This window comes from Arhodomonas sp. SL1, from assembly GCF_052060015.1.
Lineage (GTDB): Bacteria > Pseudomonadota > Gammaproteobacteria > Nitrococcales > Nitrococcaceae > Arhodomonas.
Map to the genome: position 1 here is coordinate 1 of NZ_JBPODZ010000010.1, position 18,153 is coordinate 18,153.

Sequence of the window (18,153 nt, forward strand, 5' to 3'; positions counted from 1 at the left end):
CGAAAGCTTTGCCACACAGTGCCTTGCGCTCAGGGCACGGGGGCCGGTGAGGAGAACCCCAGTTCCGCCCTTGAGGCAGACGCCGCAACGCCGTTTGACCCTCGAGCGTAGACAAGGGCAGCTCCGCGACGAAGTGAAGTCCGGTCGGTAACCAACCCACGCATATCAGAGGGATCCACCGTCGCAGCTCGCCCTCGTGTCCTGAACGCAAGGCACTGACCAACAACCAGGAGACCGGAGACAACGAAGAGAAACGAATCGCAAACGTTGACAGGTCAATCCATATCAGGGCGGATGGAGGCCGAAGGCCGGAATCCGCGGGGAGGGTCGCGGTGCGTTGCGCTTCGCTCCATGCACCTTACGGTGCCACGGCGCCTACGGCCCCGTGGCGGTGGAGGGGCCTCGGCGGGTCAGTTCAGGCGGCCGCTCGAGGGGAGGGAATCGCGCTCGCGGACGCCGTTCTCGTCGCTATCGTCACCGCGATCCGGAAGATAGATCTCGGTGGGGCAGTGCTGGTTGCGCTCGATGACCCGTTCGTGACGCTCGCCGAGACAGTTGTAGATGCACTGGCGCCCATCGGTGACCATTTGGTCGCGGATGAGGTTGCACTTCTCAGCAAGTGCCGAGTCGCTCACCGCCATCGCCACTACAGTGACGGCCGGAATCGCCATCCAATGCCGCAGATATCCCATGATCGGCTCCTTAACTTGCCCCGACCGCCCGTCGCAGTTGGCCGCGTCCCCCTGTGTAGGAGACAAGCTAGCCAGCCCCGCCGGGAGCGTCAATCACCGCGCACACCCTTGAGGGTCTCGCGAAACCGTTCCACGCGGGGCCCTCCGATGGCCACGGCGCGCTCGGCGGCGCGGATGGCGGCGTCCCGGTCGCCGAGCTCGGCGGCGAGCTGCGCCAGGTTGTTCCAGACCACCCCCCGGTGATCCGCGACCCGGCCGGCGGCCGCCTCAAGGACCCGCCGGGCCTCTTGGAGGTCACCGGTGGCGTAGGCGGCATTGGCATGCCCCACGGCGAGGCGCCCCTGCTCGGGCCAGCGCTCCGTCGCGGAGGCCCAGTACGGCAGCGCCGCCGCCGGCGCGGCGCTCTCCTCCAGCTCGGCCAGCGCCCGGAACAGGGGGCGGGGCTCCGCGCTGGCCGGCAGCGCGCCCGGGGGTGGGGTCACCAGGGCCCAGTAGTCGCCGCGGGCCCAGGTGCGCAGGAAGGTCTCCCGGCCCAGGCGGTGGCGGCGGCGCTCACCGGAGCGCAGCACCAGCTCGCCGGTGTCCGGTTCGAGCCCCACCACCACCGCATAGTGCCAGCGCGGCCACCAGGACAAGGCCAGGTTCTGCAGTACCATTACGGGCTGTCCGGCGGCAAGCTCCGCGGCGATGGCGGACAGGCGCCCCTGGATCTCGTAGGCCAGGCGCCCGGCACTGCGCGCCGCGGCCTTCACCTCCGCCTGCAGCGCCCCCTCGCGTTCCGGCAGGTAGATACGCTCGGCGAGCGCCTCCGGGCTGGTCTCGTGACCGCTCCACTCCAGGGTGGTGGCCAACGCCGCGGGGCCGCAGTAGTGCGCGGTATCCGGGTAGAAGGGGACCGCCTCCAGCTCCACGCGCCCGGCATCCCCCGATAGGCGGGTGCGCTCCTCCGGCAACGTGCTGCAGCCGGCGAGCACGGCCGCGAGCACAACGGCGGCGAGCCGGTGCGGCCCGCCGCCGCAGCGAGTTGTCCGCATCAGCGCGCGGTCTTGTTTACGAAGGGGAAGACGTCGGTGAAGCCGAGGATGTCGGTGATCAGCAACACGACGAAGATGAACACCGCTGCCCCGATCAGGCTGCTGCCGCCGGCGGGGAGCTCGTCCATGCGCGCGGCGAGCTGCCGGGCCTCGGCGTCGGAGAGCGCGGCCACCCGCTCCTCGGCCATCTCCGGGTCCACACCGTGGTTGACCAGCTGCTCGCGCACGTCCTCGCGCTCGAGCATGGCCTGGATCCGCTCGCGGGCCTCGTCGGCGGCGTCGCTGGCCGCCAGGGTCTGGGTGCCGATCATTGCCGCCTGACCGGCCGGGGCGACCAGGGTCATCGCCAGGAAGATGGCCGTGAACAGGACCATGATGCCGCGACTGTGGCGAAGTGCGTCGTTCATCACCCTCTCCTTCTCGTTGGGATCGATCACCGACAGCATACCGGAGCCGGTGCCGCGGTGGTGAGGGCCGCCGTTACCGGGGCATGCCGCGCCGCCCCCTGTCTCCGCACGGCAACATCGCCGCAACCCCGGCCCCAACCCCACAACGAAACGGCGGCAGCCCCGTTGCCGGTGACTGCCGCCGTTTCCGTCGGATTTGGTCGGGGTGAGAGGATTCGAACCTCCGACCACCTGCACCCCATGCAGGTGCGCTACCAGACTGCGCTACACCCCGAATTCAGGTCGGCAATGATACCCGATGACGCCTGCGGGGAAAAGCGCTAGCGCCGCAGGGTCGCGAGCAGATCCTCGAGCTCGGCGCGGATCTGGCGGACCACCTGCCGGCTCTGGTTGAGGTCCTCCCGGGCGTCCTCACCGGCGAGCTTCTGCCGGGCGCCGCCGATGGTGAACCCCTCCTGGTAGAGCAGCGTCCGGATCTGGCGAATGAGGATGACATCCTGACGCTGGTAATAGCGCCGGTTGCCCCGGCGCTTGACGGGCTTTAGCTGCGGGAACTCCTGCTCCCAGTAGCGCAGCACGTGGGGCTTGACCCCGCAGAGCTCACTCACCTCGCCGATGGCAAAGTAGCGCTTCGCCGGGATGGGCGGCAGCTCGTCATTGCTTGTCGTGTCCAGCATAGGCCTCGACCCGGGACTTCAATTTCTGCCCCGGCCGGAAGGTGACCACCCGCCGGGCGGAGATGGGGATCTCCTCGCCGGTCTTGGGGTTGCGGCCCGGCCGCTGGCGCTTGTCGCGGAGGTCGAAGTTGCCGAAGCCCGAGAGCTTCACCGGCACCCCGGCCTCCAGGGAGCTACGGATCTCCTCGAAAAAGCTCTCCACCAACTCCTTCGCCTCGCGCTTGTTCAGACCCACCTCTTCGAAGAGACGTTCGGCCATATCGGCCTTGGTCAGTGCCATAGTCGGTTCACTCCCTCAGGGATGCGTTGAAATCGTCTTTCAAGCGGCTGACCACCCGGGCGATGCAGGCCTCCACGTCCTCGTCCGTAAGCGTGCGCTCTGAATCCTGCAAAATCAAGCCGATAGCCAGGCTCTTGTGCGCTTCCGGGACGCCGGCCCCGCGATAGACGTCGAAGAGTACCGTTTCCCGCAGCCAGGTGCCGGCGCTCTCGGCAATGGCGGCGCGGACGCGGGCGGCGGCCACCTCCTCGGCCACCACTACCGCCAAGTCCCGGCGGATGGAGGGGAAGCGGGACATGGGCTCGAAGGCGGGCACCCGGGCCGCGTCCAGGGCGGCAAGCTCGATCTCGAAGACGTAGGCGCGGCCGCCGAGCTCCAGGCGCTTCTCCCGGTCGGGGTGGATGGCGCCGACCCAGCCCACCGGTTGGCCGTCGCGCAGCACCCGGGCACACTGACCGGGATGCAGGGCCGGATGTTGCGCCGACTCGAAGGCGAAGGCACCCAGCTCGCCGGTCAGCGCCATGAGCGCCTCCAGATCGCCCTTGATGTCGAAAAAGTCCACGGGCCGGGCGGGCTCCCCCCACTGCTCGGGGTGAACGTTGCCGGTGGCGATGGCCGCCAGCATCGGCGTCTGTTCCAGGTGCGCGCCCTCGCTACCGCGAAAGCGCAGCCCGGACTCGAACAGCCGCACCCGTGGGATCTGGCGGTTACGGTTGTGCACGGCGGCCCGCACCAGGCCCGGCCAGAGGCTGGTGCGCATTACCGCCAGGTCCTCGGAGAGCGGATTGGCCAGGGCCAGGGATTCGGCGCCGGGGTCGAGCTCCTCGGTGAGCCCATCGGATACGAAACTGTAGGTGATCGCCTCCTGATAGCCGCGGTCCACCAGGGCCCGACGCAGCCGCCGCAGCCCCAGCCGTCCCTCGGGCTGCGCCCCCATGGCCAGCGGGGCGGGGGTGCGGGACAAGGGGATGCTGTCGTAGCCGCGGATGCGGGCGATCTCCTCGACCAGATCCTCCTCGCGGGCGACATCGAAGCGCCAGCTCGGCACATCCACCGTCCACTCCACGGCGTCCGCATCGCCGCTGACGGCCATGCCCAGGCGCTGGAGGATATCCTGCATCTCCTCGCGGGCGGTCACCGTGCCCAGTAGCCGATCCACCCGCGCCGGGCGCAGCCGCACCCGGGCCGGATGGGGCATGGTCGCGTCGTCCACCGCCCGGGTGACCGGCCCCGGCTCACCGCCGGCGATCTCGGTGAGCAACCGGGTGGCCCGCTCCATGGCCCGCTCGGGGAGCTCCGGGTCCACACCCCGTTCGAAGCGATGGGAGGAATCGGTATGCAGGCCGTGGGCCCGCGCCCGGCCGGCGATGGCCAGGGGGGCAAAGAAGGCGGCCTCCAGGAAGACATCCCGGGTGGGGGCGCCGACGGCGGTGTCGGCCCCGCCCATGATCCCGGCCAGGGCCACGGGGCGCTGCTCGTCGGCGATGACCAGGGTATCGGCGTCCAGGGTGACGGTGTCGCCGTTGAGCAGGGCCAGGCGCTCGCCGTCGACGGCCATGCGCACGCGGATGCCACCGGCGAGCGTGGCCAGGTCGAAGGCATGCATGGGCTGGCCGAGCTCGAGCATCACGTAGTTAGTGATGTCCACGGCGATGGACAACGGACGCACGCCGGCCCGGCGCAGGCGCTCACGCATCCACACCGGCGTCTCGGCGGCCGTGTCCACGCCGCGGATGACCCTGCCCACGTACTTGGGGCAGGCCTCCGGCGCCTCGAGGGTCACCGGGAGGGTGTCGCGAATCACCGGCGCCACCGGACCCCCGGCGGGGTCGGCTACCGCCGAGCGCTGCAGCACCCCCACCTCGCGGGCGACCCCGGCCATCCCCAGGCAGTCGCTGCGGTTAGGGGTGAGGTCCACCTCGATGACGGTGTCATCCAGGGCCAGGTAGCTCCGCAGGTCCTCCCCCGCGGGCGCGGAGGCGGGGAGCTCCATCAGGCCGGCGGCGTCCTCGGAGAGCCCCAGCTCCCGGGCCGAGCAGAGCATACCCTGGGACTCCACTCCCCGGAGCTTCGCCCGCTTGATGCGGAAATCGCCGGGCAGGACGGCGCCTACCCGGGCAAATGGCACCTTCATCCCCGCCCGCGCGTTGGGGGCGCCGCAGACCACGTCCACGCTCTGCTCGCCGTCGGAGACCCGGCAGAGCGAGAGCTTGTCCGCATCGGGATGCCGTTCGCAGGCGAGGACCTCGCCCACCACGACCCCGTGGAAATCCGGCGCCGCGGGCTCGACGGCGTCCACCTCCAACCCGGCCATGGTGAGCCGGTGCTCCAGCTCGGCGGTGGAGGCTGGCAGGGCCACCCATTCCCGCAACCACTGCTCACTGATCCTCATCGCGTGCCTCTGGTAGTCCTGGGATGCGCGGCGCCTAGCGGAACTGGCGCAGGAAGCGCAGATCGTTGTCGAAGAAGATGCGCAGGTCGTTGACGCCGTAACGCAGCATGGCCAAGCGCTCCACGCCCATGCCGAAGGCGTAGCCACTGTAGCGCTCCGGGTCGACGCCGACGTGCTCGTAGACCGCCGGGTGCACCATCCCGCAACCGAGGATCTCCAGCCAGCCGCTGCCGCCGCACACCCGGCAACCGGCACCGGCGCAGAACATGCACTCCACGTCCACCTCCGCCGAGGGCTCGGTGAACGGGAAGTACGATGGCCGGAAGCGCACGGCGAGATCCTGCTCGAAGAAGCGCTTGACGAAATCGTCGAGCACCGCCTTGAGGTCCCCGAAGGTGATGCCCTCGTCCACCAACAGCCCCTCCACCTGGTGGAACATTGGGGTGTGGGTGAGATCGGAGTCGCAGCGATAGACCCGCCCCGGCGCGATCACCCGCACGGGCACACCGTCGGCCTCCATGACCCGGATCTGCACCGGGGAGGTGTGGGTGCGCAGCAGGTGGCGGGCGTCGAAGTAGAAGGTGTCGTGCATCGCCCGCGCAGGATGGTGCTCGGGGATATTGAGGGCCTCGAAGTTGTGGTAGTCGTCCTCCACCTCCGGGCCCTCAGCGACGCGGAAACCGACGCCGGCGAAGAGGTCCTCGATGCGCTCCAGGGTCCTGGTGATGGGATGCAGGCCCCCGGTGTCGCCGCCGCGGCCCGGCAGGGTGACATCCACCCGCTCCGCCTCCAGCGCCGCCGCCACCGAGGCCCGCTCGAGCTCGGCGCGTCGTGCCTCGAGGCGCTCGGCGAGGCGTTCCTTGGCGCGGTTGATGGCCTGCCCCGCGGCGGGGCGCTCCTCGGCGGGCAGGCGGCCGAGCTGCTTGAGCTCGGCGGTGAGGTGGCCCTTCTTGCCGAGGTATTCCACCCGCACCGCGTCCAGCGCGGCCAGGTCGGTGGCCGTGTCGATGGCCTCCTCGGCGTGGCTGATCAGCGCATCGAGATCCTGATTGCTCATGGTCCGTCCCGTCCGGCGACAAAAAAAGGGAAGGTCGCCAAGGCCCCTTCCCTTTCCCTAGCGGCGGGCGCGCCCGAGGGCGCGCCGGTGTCCGCGTCTCAGGCGAGGCTCGCCTTGGCCTTCTCGGCCAGCGCCTCGAAGCCCGCCGGGTCCTGCACCGCGACATCCGCGAGGACCTTGCGATCGACCTCGACGCCGGCCTTGTGCAGCCCGTCGATCAGGCGGCTGTACGAAAGCCCGTTGGCGCGCGCTGCCGCGTTGATGCGCTGGATCCACAGGGACCGGAACTCGCGCTTTTTCTGGCGGCGATCCCGGTAGGCGTATTGTCCGGCCTTGGTGACGGCCTGATTGGCCACTTTGAAGGTCTTGCGCCGTGCGCCGTAATAGCCCTTGGCCTTACGGAGGACCTTCTTGTGGCGGCGGCGTGCGGTGACACCGCGCTTTACTCTCGCCATCGTCTATTCTCCCGAATGATTCCGGTTGGTTACAGGTACGGCACCATGCGACGCACCATGGGGGTATCGGCCTCGGCCACCATGGTGGAGGCACGGAGCTTGCGCTTACGCTTCATATCCTTCTTGGTGAGGATATGGTTGTGCATGGAGTGGGCGCGCTTGAACCGGCCCGACCCCGTCTTGCGGAAACGCTTCGCCGCACCGCGATTGGTCTTGATCTTGGGCATTGCCTAATCTCCGCTCTCTCAAAGAAAAACCCCCGGCGTGGTCGCCGGGGATTCCCGCTGCCCGGTTGGGCGGCTACCGTCTACTTCCCCTTGCGCGGGGAGAGCATCATTACCATCAGCCGACCCTCCATCTTGGGCCGCTGATCGACGGTGGCCATGTCCTCCAGATCCTGCTCTACACGCTCGAGCAACTGCAGGCCGAGCTCCTGATGCGCCATCTCCCGGCCGCGGAAGCGCAGCGTGATCTTGACCTTGTCCCCCTCCTCGAGGAAGCGGCGCACGTTGCGCAGCTTGACGTCATAGTCCCCCTGGTCGGTGCCGGGGCGGAACTTGACCTCCTTGACCTGGATCTGTTTCTGCTTCTTACGCGCCGCCTGCTGCTTTTTCTGCTGCTCGAACTTCCAGCGCCCGTGATCCATGATCCGGCAGACCGGTGGATCGGCGTTGGCGTCGAGCTCGACGAGGTCCAGCTCCGCTTCCGCCGCTTTGGCCAGGGCGTCGCGGGTGTCCATGACTCCCACCTGCTCGCCGTTCTCGTCGATCAGGCGCACCTGCGGGACTTCGATATCTTCATTGACCCTGCGATTGTCGCCCGCGCTCGGCTGCTGCCGACGGGCGCCCGGTTTTCTACGGATAGCGATGCTTCAGTCCTCCGACACTGTCCGGCCGAGCCGAGCGCGTTCGGCATCAATCCGCTCGAGGAACGCCTCGAGCCCCATTGATCCGAGATCCTCACCCCGCCGGGTGCGCACGGCCACGGTCTTGGATTCCACTTCTTTGTCGCCCACTACCAGCAGGTAGGGCACACGCTGGATCGTGTGCTCGCGGATTTTAAATCCGATCTTCTCGTTCCTCAAGTCGCAACAGGCGCGAAATCCCCGATCCGTCAACTGTTTTTCCACCTCGCGGGCATAATCCGCCTGGCGGTCGGTGATATTGAGCACCACCGCCTGCCAAGGGGCCAGCCACACCGGCCAGTCGCCGCCGTAGTGCTCGGCGAGCACACCGATGAAGCGCTCGAAGGAGCCGAAGATGGCCCGATGCAGCATCACCGGCACCTGCCGGTTGCCATCCTCGGCGACGTAGTCGGCGCCGAGCCGCCCCGGCATGGAGAAATCCACCTGCATGGTGCCGCACTGCCAGACCCGGTTGAGACAGTCGCGCATCGCGAGCTCGATCTTCGGACCGTAGAAGGCGCCCTCCCCGGGATTCACCGTCCAATCGTAACCCTTGGCGTCCAGGGCGTCGGCCAGTGCCTGTTCGGCCTTGTCCCAGGCCTCCTCGGCGCCCACCCGCTGCTCCGGCCGGGTGGACAGGGCCACGGCCACGTCGTCGAAGCCGAAATCGCGGTACACATCGAAGGCCAGGTCCAGGAACGAAGAGACCTCGTCCTGGATCTGCTCCTCGGTACAGAAGATGTGGGCGTCGTCCTGGACGAAGTTCCGCACACGCATCAGCCCGTGGAGCGTACCGGAGGGCTCGTTGCGGTGGCAGGAGCCGAACTCCGAGAGCCGCAGCGGAAGGTCCCGATAGCTCTTCAGGCCCTGGTTGTAGATCTGGATGTGGGCCGGGCAGTTCATGGGCTTGACCGCGTAGTCCCGATGCTCGGACTCCGTGGTGAACATGTCGTCGCGGAACTTCTCCCAGTGCCCGGAGCGCTCCCAGAGGCTGCGGTCCAGCAGCTGCGGCGTGCGGATCTCCTGGTAGCCACTGGCGTCGAGCCGCCGGCGCAGATAATCCTGCAGCACCTGATAGACCCGCCAGCCGTTGGGGTGCCAGAACACCATCCCCGGCGCCTCCTCCTGGAGGTGGAACAGCCCCTGGTTGCGGGCGATCCGGCGGTGGTCGCGCTTCTTCGCCTCCTCGAGGAAGGTGAGGTAGCGCTTGAGGTCCTTGCGATCGGCCCAAGCGGTGCCGTAGACGCGGTTGAGCATCTCGTTGTTGGCATCGCCGCGCCAGTAGGCGCCGGCGAGCTTGGTCAGCTTGAACGCCTTGCAGAAGCGCGTGTTCGGCACGTGCGGGCCGCGGCACATGTCCACGTATTCCTGGTGGTGGTACAACGCCACGTACTCCACGTCTGGCATGTCCTCGAGGAGCTCGACCTTGTAGGTCTCGCCGCGCTCACGGAACACCCGCAATGCCTCGTCGCGGTGCACCACCTCTTTGACGACGTCGTAGTCCTGATCGATGAGCTCGGCCATCCGCGCCTCGATGGCCTCCAGGTCCTCCGGGGTGAAACCGGGCTCGTAGTGGACGTCGTAGTAGAAGCCGTCCTCCACCACCGGCCCGATGGCCATCAGCGCCGTGGGATAGAGCTGCTTGACCGCCTGCCCGAGCATGTGGGCACAGGAGTGGCGGATGATCTCCAGCCCCGCCTCGTCCTTGGGGGTGATGATGGCCAGGTCGGCGTCCGAGTCGATGAGGTCACAGGCGTCCCGGAGCTCGCCGTTGACGCGGCCGGCCAGGGTGGCCTTGGCAAGGCCCGGGCCGATGTCGTGGGCGACATCCATAATGGAGACGGGCTGGTCGTAGCGGCGTTCGCTGCCGTCGGGGAGGGTGATCACGGGCATGCTGAGTGCTCCACAGTGGTGACCGATACGAGGGGCCACATGCATTTCCCGGCGGGTGTTCGGCCGGCAGAAACGACGAAAGCACCGCCACGGGCGATGCTTTCCGGGAAGCTGGTAGGCGCGAGTGGACTCGAACCACCGACCCCCACCATGTCAAGGTGGTGCTCTAACCAGCTGAGCTACGCGCCTGTCTCGATCCAGCGCGCATTCTACAGCGTTCGCCACAGGTGTCAACGCCGGCCCCAAGTCATTGGTTTTTAAGGGTTGTGGGTGCTCTTGGAACCGGCCAGCACGACCGCTTTGGACACCCCGCGCTCCACCACCGCGTAGCTCGCCCGCGAGCTTGAGCCCAAATTGAGCCCGTCTGGGGCCCGGCTAGGCTGGGCCCAGCCGCCAACCTCGCGCAGCAGCTGAGCACCACCTCGAATTGTCCCAACCCGGTGAGCCCACCTACTCCTCCACATACTCGGCCACATCGCCGACCGAGCAACCGAAGTACCGACACAGCGCATCGAGGTTGTCCGTTGTGGTGTTGTAGCCCTTGACGTTGGCGATCTTGGAAAGGGTCGTTCGATTAATACCCGTCTCTGCCGAAATCTCCTCATAGGTGACACGCCGCCCCTCCGTGAACGATTTGTCAGCCATGAGCTCCTTGAGTCGAAACCGGATCATCAGACTGTCCCGTTAAGTTTACAAATGTGCTTGACAGTCACGTTTGTTGTTTTTACGCTGAATACCACACTCAACAAACGTTAACTTAAGGAGACAAACGTGACTGAGAGAACCTATCTTACTCCGGAGCAAGTCGCCGCGCGACTGCACTTCTCGCCGCGCTACTTCCGCAACGTCGTCATGAAGCGCGACTTGATCGAAGGCTTCCACTACACCCGCGCCTTCCACGGCCGCAAGTACCTCCTCATCTGGGAGCGCGTGGAGCAGGAGCTGTTGAGTGAGGTCGCCGAGGGTGAGGCCGAGAGCGGAGGGCTTCAGATCCCAATGGCCAAGGGAGGACGCTGCAATGTCTAGCATCCGTCGCCATCACAACGGAAAGCTCTTCTTCGACTTCCACTACCAAGGGGTCCGCTGCCGAGAGTACACCCGGTTAGACGACACCCCGCGGAACCGCCGTCTCATGGAGGAGGCACTCAAGCGCATCGACGCCGAGATCACCCTCGGGACCTTCGACTACGCGAAGACGTTCCCCAACAGCAAGCGGGCCTCCCGGTTCGCAAAGCCCGCAACACCCGGTGCCGGCGCCGAGACGAACGCGGCACAGGCTCCACCGCAGAAGGAACTGCCCACCTTCGACGAGTTCGCCGAGGAGTGGTTCGTGGAAAACGAGGTCACCTGGAAGCGCTCCTATCGCGCCAAACAGCGCGACATCCTCGAGCGCTACCTCAAGCCGGCATTCGGGAAGGAGGTGGTCAGCGGCATCCGGAAGTCCCACGTGCTCAAGTATCGGGCCCAGCTCGCCAAAGTCGCGCCCGATACCGGCAAGGCAGCCTCGCCCTCGTGGATCAACCAGGTCTTGAATCTGCTCAAGCAGATCCTCGACGAAGCCGCTGACCGATTCGACTTTAGCACGCCATTCCGCGGCATCAAGCCCCTGCGGGTCGGGCGCACCCAGATCGATCCCTTCTCCCTCGAGGAGGTTCAGCGCTTCCTCGACGCCCTCCCCCCGCAGTGGCGCCCTTATTTCATCGTGCGCTTCTTCACCGGGATGCGCACGAGCGAGGCGGATGGGCTGAAGTGGCAGTACGTCGACTTCAACCGCCGCGAGATCCATATCCGCGAGACCCGCGTGCACGGCGAAACCCAAGACCCGAAGACGGACGGCTCCGCACGGAGCATCCAGATGTCGGGCATGGTGGAGAATGCCCTGCGGGAGCAGTGGCGGATGACGGGACAGCTCAGCAGCTACGTCTTCTGCAGCCGGCTCGGTTACCCGCTGATCTATCGGAACGTGAACAACCGCATCTGGTATCCGACGCTGAACAAGGCGGGCCTGCGCCGGCGCAACCCCTATCAGACCCGCCACACCGCGGCGACGCTGTGGCTGGCCGCTGGCGAGAACCCCGAGTGGATCGCCCGGCAGATGGGGCATTCCAACACGAAGATGCTGTTCACCGTCTACTCCCGTTTCGTACCCAACCTGACACGCCAGGACGGTTCCGCCATGGAGCGCCTGCTCCGCTCGCGGCTGGACACCGCCCATGGGGCCTCTGAGGAGGTGGATCATGCGGAATAACGCAGACACCGCAGCGGCGGTCCGGCAGGCCTTCGGCGGAAGCACCACGGAACATGCCGACGGGCTCCCCGGCGCAAGCTGGACGGCAGCCAACGCGCCGATGTCGCTGTCCATCAGTGAGCTCCAACCGGTCCTTGAGTATCCGGAGCTCGCTGCCGATGGACTGGTGGCGGGTACCTACGGCGTCGAGTGCGTGCACACCGGACGGGCCTCCACCGGGGAATACTATCTCCGCCTTCGGCTCTACGATGTCACGGGGGCCGCCCACGTCTACTCGCGGTGCGCTGATTGGCCATCGCCCCCGCGGGATGGCCAGACCCACACCGTGGGGTTCCGGTGGGTCCACGATCGCTATGAGAACCTCGTGCCGCTGGCGCGCCCGTTTCCGTCGACGCAGACACTGCCGGAGCGCTCCCCATTGGAACTGCTGCCCGGAGACCGGTTACCCGAGCCGGAGAACCTGTTCCGGCTGCTGACCCTCGTCGAATCGCTGCGAACCCCCGGGTACCGGGCTCTGGTGGAGGAGGTTTTCCGCGATCGGGAGCTGGCCTACCTCTTCGCCACGCTCCCCGCCAGCAGGCGGTGTCACCACACCGGCGAAGGTGGATTGCTGGCCCATAGCCTGGATGTCGCCGAGGGCGTCCGGCGTGCCACCGGGCACCTGGCAATCGGGCGATTGCGACGCGAGGCCCTGATCCTGGTTGGGCTTCTCCACGATATCGGGAAGGCCTTGCTGAACACTCGCGAGGGCTACCGCCTCCCCTCCAGCCGGGGGGAGCATGCGGCGCTGATCGACTACGCGCTCGCGACACCCATGGCCCGCCTCAAGGCGCGAGACCTGGACGCCTTCACGGCCCTGTGGCAGGTCATTGACGGCTACAAGCGCAAGGACCGATACGCGGCACCGCTGGCCGCGCTCGTCGAGTCCATGGACAGCGTCAGCGCTCAGACGAATCTGATTCAGCAGCGGTCGACTTCCCACCCCGGTTACCGCCTACCGGGCTGTCATCGCGAAACCATCTGGCACGCGCCGGGGCGCTGAGTGGTTGCTCGGCGCCCCCCCTCCCCCGACGAGCCGGTGCAGGTCACGCATGACCCTCCTCGGGCCCGTATGCAATCAGCCAAGTCCCCAAGTTCATCAGGTTGTCCCGGATCTTGCCGCGATAGCGGCCTTGCAGCCTCCACGGATCAGTGCGTTGGGCGGCACAGGCCCCGAAAACGCTGTTGTGCCCACTTGGGGTTATCAGGGTGTGCCGTGATCCAATATTGGAAGCCGCTCGGGCCTGTTTGTACCGTTGCCCCGTATGTATCCGCTCCTCGCGCTCCCAGGGCCGGACCTACCTGCGCCTGGTCGAAAGCTATCGCGACGCCCGGGGCAAGACCCGGCACCGCCCGATCGCCCAGCTCGGCCGGGCCGATCGACTCACCGAGGACAAGGTCACCAGCATCATCCGCTGGCTCAAGCGCCACACCGGGCTGCCGGTGGTCGACGCCGAGGGTCCGCGCTTCGAACCGAGCCGCTCGTTAGGGCTGCGCCGTGGCTGCTCACCGAGATCTGGCACGCGGTATCCCCGGGCTCCAAGCGGACTCGCCGGCGGCGACACAATGTGCCGCCGCACGCAATGATCCGCGGACAGCCTGATCGAGTGCGGGCGGATGAGCACGAGCCCCTTTGGGACGTTGGCGTGACGAGATCGACGCCGAACTTAGGAAGGCTGCCATTGGACTTGATGATCACCTTGCCGGCCGGTGAGCGCTTCCCGGAAAGCACTCGGTACTCCCTACGTTCACCGCCTTCAGTCCGGTAGCAGATGGTGACCTGGGTGATGAAGTCGCCGTCAAAAATACGGTCGTATTCCATGAAATAGACGGCCTCACCCGGCTCCAAGGTTTCGCAGGACGTAGATGTCACTCGTGACACCGCCCTCGTGGGCGATACCAGTCAGCCACAGCTGCGGCGTGTCACCATCCGGGGAACCGCGGACATACTGAAGCACGCCTTTGGTAGCGCGCACTGTCGCAATTGGAGAGCATCGACGGTCACGAGAAGCCTTGCGAGAAGCTCTCATAATCGTTGTCCACCCGAAAGGTCACGTCCTCACCGAGGGCGCGGAAGTGCGCCTTGCCGCACTTGATCTTAGCCTCCTCTTGGGGTCGCAGGGTGTCGGTGAACAGACTGCCCTTGGACTCCACCACGAAGTACAAACGCTGCTTCCCATCGGTTTCCACCACCACGGCCCAGTCAGGATTGTAGCCTCCGAGCGGGGTATCGATGTGAAACCACGGCGGTAGCTTGGCATAGACCTTGACCGCGTCGTTGCGCTCAAACGCCTCGGCGAAGTTGGCCTCCACGTCGGAGTCGTAGACCACGTGGTCGTATACGGACTTCTCGCTCTCGATCATGTTGCGGCTGAGGTAGCCGAACAACTCCTGCTCCTCGAACAGCTCCTGAGCGTAGAAGTGGTCATCGCCGATCTTCTGGTACTTGATGCCGTCCACAATGAACAGCCGCATTTGGCGGCGGATGATCTCCAGCACCTGTTCGATGAACTTCTGCGGGTTGTTACGGAAGCCTTCCAGCCGCTCGCTGCGCACCAGGATCTCCACCAGCGTGCGGCGGGTTAGATTGGTCTCGTTCTGGAGGAACCCGATGATGTCCGGTAGCTGGAAGTCCCGGGCGTCGTAGGTGGCGGCGGTCTCCTTGACGCTCTCGGCATCCACGCCGCCCCGGTTCACATCCAGGCGGGCCGTGCGGGTGACGAAGCGGGCCTTGCCCACGCGAAGGTTGTCGCGGATCTCCTCGGCGCAACGTTCGATCAACGCCTGGGAGTCGAAGTCCACCCGGTAGGTAGTGTGGTGCTTGATGCGGTCCCAAAGCGCCTTGAAGTCGTCGCTGAGGTAAACCGCTTTGTTAAGGCGCACCTGTCGGCGGTCGTCCTTGTTCTGGATAACCAGCCGGCCGGCCACCTTCCGCAGCACCGCAGTGATCGCGCCCGCGTACTCCTGGACGTCTTCCGGCAGAGATAGCGTGCCGTTCTTCAGGTCCTGTCGCAGGCTGTCCTGGACCTTGCCCTTGCTGTCGACATAGCCCTGGCCGTGGAGGTGGTTCCAAACGGCCTCGGAGCTATCGGTCCCCAGATACGCGGATTCGCCCTCCACGGTCTCGACGGGAATACTGGCGAACAGATGCTTCTCCACCACGCCGAAGCGGATGCCCTCTTCCTGCTCGATCTCCGTCTGGAGCTTCCGGGCGAAATCCTCGTAGGACTCATTGGCCATCACCGTCAGGGTGTTCACCTCGAAGCCGTGCACCCGCTCGCCATCCTGGTTCACGGCCACCCGCAGCCCGCGGCCTATCTCCTGGCGCTTCTTCATGGTGGAGCGGGTCTCGTTGAGGGTGCAGATCTGGAAGACGTTGGGGTTGTCCCAACCTTCCTTGAGCGCGGAGTGGGAGAAGATGAACTTCAGCTTGGACTCGAAGCTTAGGAGCCGCTCCTTGTCCTGCATGATCAATTGATACGCGCTCTCGTCTGCCTGGGTCTTACCCTCGCCGCGGGAGTCCTTTAGCATGCCGCGGCCGCTGGCGTCTTTCTTCTTGTCCACGGCGAAATAACCGTCGTGGACGTCTTTGGCCTCGCTCTCCAGGTCCACCTCGCCGAACAAACTTTGGTACTTGGGCTTGCGGGCGGCGCGCAGATACTCTTCCTCGAACATCCGCGCGTACTTGCCGGGCTGTGGGTTGCCGTCCTCGTCGTAGTCCCGGTAGTTGGATACCCGATCGATGAAGAACAGGCTCAGCACCTTGATACCCCGGGGCGTTAGCTTCAGCTCCTTGTCCAGGTGCTCCTCGATGGTCTTGCGGATCTGCAACCGTTTGTACTCGTCGTCGTCCACCTGGCCGATGGCCTGGCCCAGACGGACGATCTCCGGCCGGCTGGTGAAGCTGACGTACTCGTTGTCCGGCTCGCAGTAGATGTCCTCGATGATATAGCCGTCGTAGACGCTGCGCCCGCCGGTGGCGTCCAGCAAATCTTCGCCGCTGCGCACCCATTTGGCCTTGCGAGTAACCTTGCCCTTTTGCAGCACGTCCAGCTCCAGCTTGGCGCGTATGGGACTCTTGCGGTTGTTCACGTCCAACAGCTTGACATAGGCCTTGTTGTGGCTGTCCTGCACCTCGATACCGGCCACTTCGATCTGCTTGACCAGCTTGCGCTCGTAGGCGTCCACGGAGTCCAGCCGGTAGAGCATGTGGTGCTTGTCCAGGTGGGTGGCCGAGTAGCGCAGGGTACAGAGCGGGTTCAACGAGCGAATGGCCTCCCGACTCTTGTCCGTCGTGGCGACGCTCTGCGGCTCGTCGATGATCACCACTGGATTGGTGGCCTGGATGAACTCGATGGGCTTGTTGCCCGTCATCCGGTCGTGGGGACGGTGGATGATGTTGGCCTTGTCCTCCCGCTCCGGGTCCTCGAAGCTGCGGCGGAAGGCGTCGATGTTGATCACCATGATCTGGATGGTGTCGCTGGTAGCGAAATTGCGCACCTGGCCCAGCTTCTGCGAGTCGTAGACGAAGTAGTCGAACGGGACGTTCACGTAGAGCCCCTTGAAGTGCGCCTCGGTCATTCGGAGGGATTTGTACACGCCCTCCTTGATGGCCACCGACGGCACCACGACGATGAACTTGGTGAAGCCGTAGCGGCGGTTTAGCTCGAAGATCGTGCGAAGGTAAACGTACGTCTTGCCGGTACCGGTCTCCATCTCCACCGTAAAGTCCAGAGAATCCAGCTCCGCGGAGGGCGCCAAACCGTTGCGGAGCTGGATGCCCTGCACGTTCTGCAGGATGTCCTCTTCCAGCAGGCGCAGGCGATTGCCCACGCCCAGGTCGCCGCTCTCCTGGCCAAAGCTCATGGCCATCTGCGGCTCACCGCGCAGGGGCGCGACGGTAAAGTTCGTCTGGCAGATCTCCTGCCCCTCAAAAACGTCGGCAATGGCGCTTATCGCTTCGCGCTGATAGTCGAGGTCCGCGTCGAACTGGATCTTCATCGATCCTCCCCCTCGTCTTTACCCCCATCGCGCTTGGGAGACTTGCGCGCCAAATCCTCCAGCGCGCGCAGCGTCTCCTCCTCGCCGGCCGCTTCCTTCAGCGCGCGCCGACGTTCCTCGAAGCGCGCGTACTCGACCTTGGCCTTCTTGTCGGCGGTACTCTTTCGCACACTACCGTGACCGCTCAGCACGGCCCGGTCGTTGAAATCCAGGAACTGGTCCAGCTTTTCCTGCCAGTCCTGCATGAAGACCTGTTTGCGCCGGCTGGCTTGATCCTGGGCGAAGTCGAGCCACATGGTCACGATGCGATTCAGTTCAGTGATTTCATCGGCCTTGAGGTAGTTCTTGGCGACGGTCACGTCCGCCGCACGTACCTCGCCGCCCTTCCAACTCGTCAGCCCCATGTTGGGCGCGGTATGGTCGGCGCGGGCGTGGATCAGCTCCGGGGCCGTCTGGCCGGTGGCGGCGTAGTGGAGTTTGTTCTGCATATGCTGGAAGAAGCGCTGGGTCTCCTCGGCGTTGCGCTCATAGTCGGCGGCCAGGGCGAAGATCTCCCGCACGCGCAGGTACATCCGCCGCTCGCTGGCGCGGATGTCGCGAATGCGCTCCAGCAGCTCGTCGAAGTAGTCGGGCACGCCGGGGCCGGGCGGGTTCTTCAGGCGTTCGTCGTCCATGGCGAAGCCCTTAGTCAGGTACTCCCGCAGCCGCTCGGTGGCCCAGCGGCGGAACTGGGTGCCCCGGTGGCTGCGAACCCGGTAACCTACGGCCAGAATGGCATCCAGCTTGTAGTGCTTAACATTGTAGCGCTTGCCGTCCGGAGCAGTTGTCAAGTAATCCTTGACTACTGCTGACCGGTCGAGCTCGCCTTCCTTAAAGAGGTTCCGCAAGTGGAGACTAATGTTCTGCTTGCTGGTCTGGTACAGCTCGGCCATGAGCGCCTGGCTCAGCCAGATGGTGTCATCCTCGAACCGGCACTCAACGCGCGTTGACCCATCCTCGCTCTGGTAGACGAGGAGCTCGCCTCTCGCGGAAGCGATGTCGTCGTCCGGCGGTCCCTGCGGTTCGTCGCTCATG

17 protein-coding genes, 2 tRNA genes and 1 pseudogene are annotated in these 18,153 nt (G+C 65.8%); 4 read left to right on the plus strand and 16 right to left on the minus strand.

Annotated elements, in window-relative coordinates; all coding sequences use genetic code 11:
* Positions 1–410: 410 nt before the first annotated feature.
* From ACQ754_RS13295 to ACQ754_RS13360, 14 genes are all read right to left on the minus strand, one after another.
* Complete coding sequence (locus ACQ754_RS13295) at positions 411–692, minus strand: hypothetical protein (protein ID WP_440997520.1); 282 nt, start codon at positions 690–692, stop codon at positions 411–413.
* An 89-nt stretch (positions 693–781) separates the two neighbouring features.
* A complete protein-coding gene (locus ACQ754_RS13300) occupies positions 782–1,726 on the minus strand; it encodes a PA2778 family cysteine peptidase (RefSeq protein WP_440997521.1) in 945 nt (314 codons plus the stop codon).
* Entirely contained in the window at positions 1,726–2,133 is a 408-nt protein-coding gene (locus ACQ754_RS13305; protein ID WP_440997522.1) for a PA2779 family protein, read from the minus strand. The genes ACQ754_RS13300 and ACQ754_RS13305 overlap by 1 nt, the downstream gene beginning before the upstream one ends.
* A gap of 197 nt (positions 2,134–2,330) precedes the next feature.
* Positions 2,331–2,407, minus strand: a tRNA-Pro gene (locus ACQ754_RS13310).
* A 46-nt stretch (positions 2,408–2,453) separates the two neighbouring features.
* The gene (locus ACQ754_RS13315) at positions 2,454–2,810 is read right to left on the minus strand and encodes a MerR family transcriptional regulator (protein WP_440997523.1); all 357 of its coding nucleotides are present in this window, start codon (positions 2,808–2,810) and stop codon (positions 2,454–2,456) included.
* Positions 2,788–3,090 carry an integration host factor subunit alpha gene (gene ihfA, locus ACQ754_RS13320; protein WP_440997524.1) on the minus strand — a complete coding sequence of 101 codons (303 nt, stop codon included), beginning with the start codon at positions 3,088–3,090 and terminating at the stop codon, positions 2,788–2,790. The genes ACQ754_RS13315 and ihfA overlap by 23 nt, the downstream gene beginning before the upstream one ends.
* A gap of 7 nt (positions 3,091–3,097) precedes the next feature.
* Positions 3,098–5,482 (minus strand): phenylalanine--tRNA ligase subunit beta, encoded by a 2,385-nt coding sequence (gene pheT, locus ACQ754_RS13325; protein ID WP_440997525.1) that lies wholly within the window; start codon positions 5,480–5,482, stop codon positions 3,098–3,100.
* 34 nt (positions 5,483–5,516) lie between these two features.
* Entirely contained in the window at positions 5,517–6,539 is a 1,023-nt protein-coding gene (gene pheS / locus ACQ754_RS13330) for a phenylalanine--tRNA ligase subunit alpha (RefSeq protein ID WP_440997526.1), read from the minus strand.
* A 98-nt stretch (positions 6,540–6,637) separates the two neighbouring features.
* Positions 6,638–6,994, minus strand: a complete 357-nt coding sequence (gene rplT, locus ACQ754_RS13335) for a 50S ribosomal protein L20 (RefSeq protein WP_440997527.1) — start codon at positions 6,992–6,994, stop codon at positions 6,638–6,640.
* Between the two features lie 29 nt (positions 6,995–7,023).
* The gene (rpmI, locus tag ACQ754_RS13340; protein ID WP_440997528.1) at positions 7,024–7,221 is read right to left on the minus strand and encodes a 50S ribosomal protein L35; all 198 of its coding nucleotides are present in this window, start codon (positions 7,219–7,221) and stop codon (positions 7,024–7,026) included.
* Between the two features lie 80 nt (positions 7,222–7,301).
* Entirely contained in the window at positions 7,302–7,862 is a 561-nt protein-coding gene (gene infC / locus ACQ754_RS13345) for a translation initiation factor IF-3 (RefSeq protein WP_440997581.1), read from the minus strand.
* Between the two features lie 3 nt (positions 7,863–7,865).
* A complete protein-coding gene (gene thrS, locus ACQ754_RS13350) occupies positions 7,866–9,791 on the minus strand; it encodes a threonine--tRNA ligase (protein WP_440997529.1) in 1,926 nt (641 codons plus the stop codon).
* A gap of 112 nt (positions 9,792–9,903) precedes the next feature.
* Positions 9,904–9,980, minus strand: a tRNA-Val gene (locus ACQ754_RS13355).
* Between the two features lie 261 nt (positions 9,981–10,241).
* Positions 10,242–10,463, minus strand: a complete 222-nt coding sequence (locus ACQ754_RS13360; protein WP_440997530.1) for a helix-turn-helix domain-containing protein — start codon at positions 10,461–10,463, stop codon at positions 10,242–10,244.
* 99 nt (positions 10,464–10,562) lie between these two features.
* Between ACQ754_RS13360 and ACQ754_RS13365 the strand changes: the two genes are divergently transcribed.
* The 4 genes and pseudogenes from ACQ754_RS13365 to ACQ754_RS13380 form a co-directional block, all read left to right on the plus strand.
* Positions 10,563–10,817 (plus strand): hypothetical protein, encoded by a 255-nt coding sequence (locus tag ACQ754_RS13365; RefSeq protein WP_440997531.1) that lies wholly within the window; start codon positions 10,563–10,565, stop codon positions 10,815–10,817.
* On the plus strand, positions 10,810–12,039 hold the full coding sequence (locus ACQ754_RS13370) for an Arm DNA-binding domain-containing protein (protein ID WP_440997532.1): 1,230 nt from the start codon (positions 10,810–10,812) through the stop codon (positions 12,037–12,039). The genes ACQ754_RS13365 and ACQ754_RS13370 overlap by 8 nt, the downstream gene beginning before the upstream one ends.
* Positions 12,029–13,081, plus strand: a complete 1,053-nt coding sequence (locus tag ACQ754_RS13375) for a TraI domain-containing protein (RefSeq protein ID WP_440997533.1) — start codon at positions 12,029–12,031, stop codon at positions 13,079–13,081. Before ACQ754_RS13370 ends, ACQ754_RS13375 begins: the two co-directional genes overlap by 11 nt.
* Before the next feature lie 266 nt (positions 13,082–13,347).
* Positions 13,348–13,607 (plus strand): annotated as a pseudogene (locus ACQ754_RS13380) (IS1634 family transposase); the annotation flags it as partial.
* Positions 13,608–14,079: 472 nt separating this feature from the next.
* Here the strand turns inward: ACQ754_RS13380 and ACQ754_RS13385 are convergent.
* Entirely contained in the window at positions 14,080–17,079 is a 3,000-nt protein-coding gene (locus ACQ754_RS13385; protein ID WP_440997534.1) for a type III restriction-modification system endonuclease, read from the minus strand.
* Positions 17,076–18,152, minus strand: a complete 1,077-nt coding sequence (locus ACQ754_RS13390) for a virulence RhuM family protein (RefSeq protein WP_440997535.1) — start codon at positions 18,150–18,152, stop codon at positions 17,076–17,078. Before ACQ754_RS13390 ends, ACQ754_RS13385 begins: the two co-directional genes overlap by 4 nt.
* Position 18,153 lies beyond the last annotated feature (1 nt).

Coding starts and splice junctions, on each gene's coding strand:
- ACQ754_RS13295 (WP_440997520.1), bottom strand. CDS start 692: ATGGGATATCTGCGGCATTGGATGGCGATTCCGGCCGTCACTGTAGTG.
- ACQ754_RS13300 (WP_440997521.1), bottom strand. CDS start 1,726: ATGCGGACAACTCGCTGCGGCGGCGGGCCGCACCGGCTCGCCGCCGTT.
- ACQ754_RS13305 (WP_440997522.1), bottom strand. CDS start 2,133: ATGAACGACGCACTTCGCCACAGTCGCGGCATCATGGTCCTGTTCACG.
- ACQ754_RS13315 (WP_440997523.1), bottom strand. CDS start 2,810: ATGCTGGACACGACAAGCAATGACGAGCTGCCGCCCATCCCGGCGAAG.
- ihfA (WP_440997524.1), bottom strand. CDS start 3,090: ATGGCACTGACCAAGGCCGATATGGCCGAACGTCTCTTCGAAGAGGTG.
- pheT (WP_440997525.1), bottom strand. CDS start 5,482: ATGAGGATCAGTGAGCAGTGGTTGCGGGAATGGGTGGCCCTGCCAGCC.
- pheS (WP_440997526.1), bottom strand. CDS start 6,539: ATGAGCAATCAGGATCTCGATGCGCTGATCAGCCACGCCGAGGAGGCC.
- rplT (WP_440997527.1), bottom strand. CDS start 6,994: ATGGCGAGAGTAAAGCGCGGTGTCACCGCACGCCGCCGCCACAAGAAG.
- rpmI (WP_440997528.1), bottom strand. CDS start 7,221: ATGCCCAAGATCAAGACCAATCGCGGTGCGGCGAAGCGTTTCCGCAAG.
- thrS (WP_440997529.1), bottom strand. CDS start 9,791: ATGCCCGTGATCACCCTCCCCGACGGCAGCGAACGCCGCTACGACCAG.
- ACQ754_RS13360 (WP_440997530.1), bottom strand. CDS start 10,463: ATGATCCGGTTTCGACTCAAGGAGCTCATGGCTGACAAATCGTTCACG.
- ACQ754_RS13370 (WP_440997532.1), top strand. CDS start 10,810: ATGTCTAGCATCCGTCGCCATCACAACGGAAAGCTCTTCTTCGACTTC.
- ACQ754_RS13375 (WP_440997533.1), top strand. CDS start 12,029: ATGCGGAATAACGCAGACACCGCAGCGGCGGTCCGGCAGGCCTTCGGC.
- ACQ754_RS13385 (WP_440997534.1), bottom strand. CDS start 17,079: ATGAAGATCCAGTTCGACGCGGACCTCGACTATCAGCGCGAAGCGATA.
- ACQ754_RS13390 (WP_440997535.1), bottom strand. CDS start 18,152: ATGAGCGACGAACCGCAGGGACCGCCGGACGACGACATCGCTTCCGCG.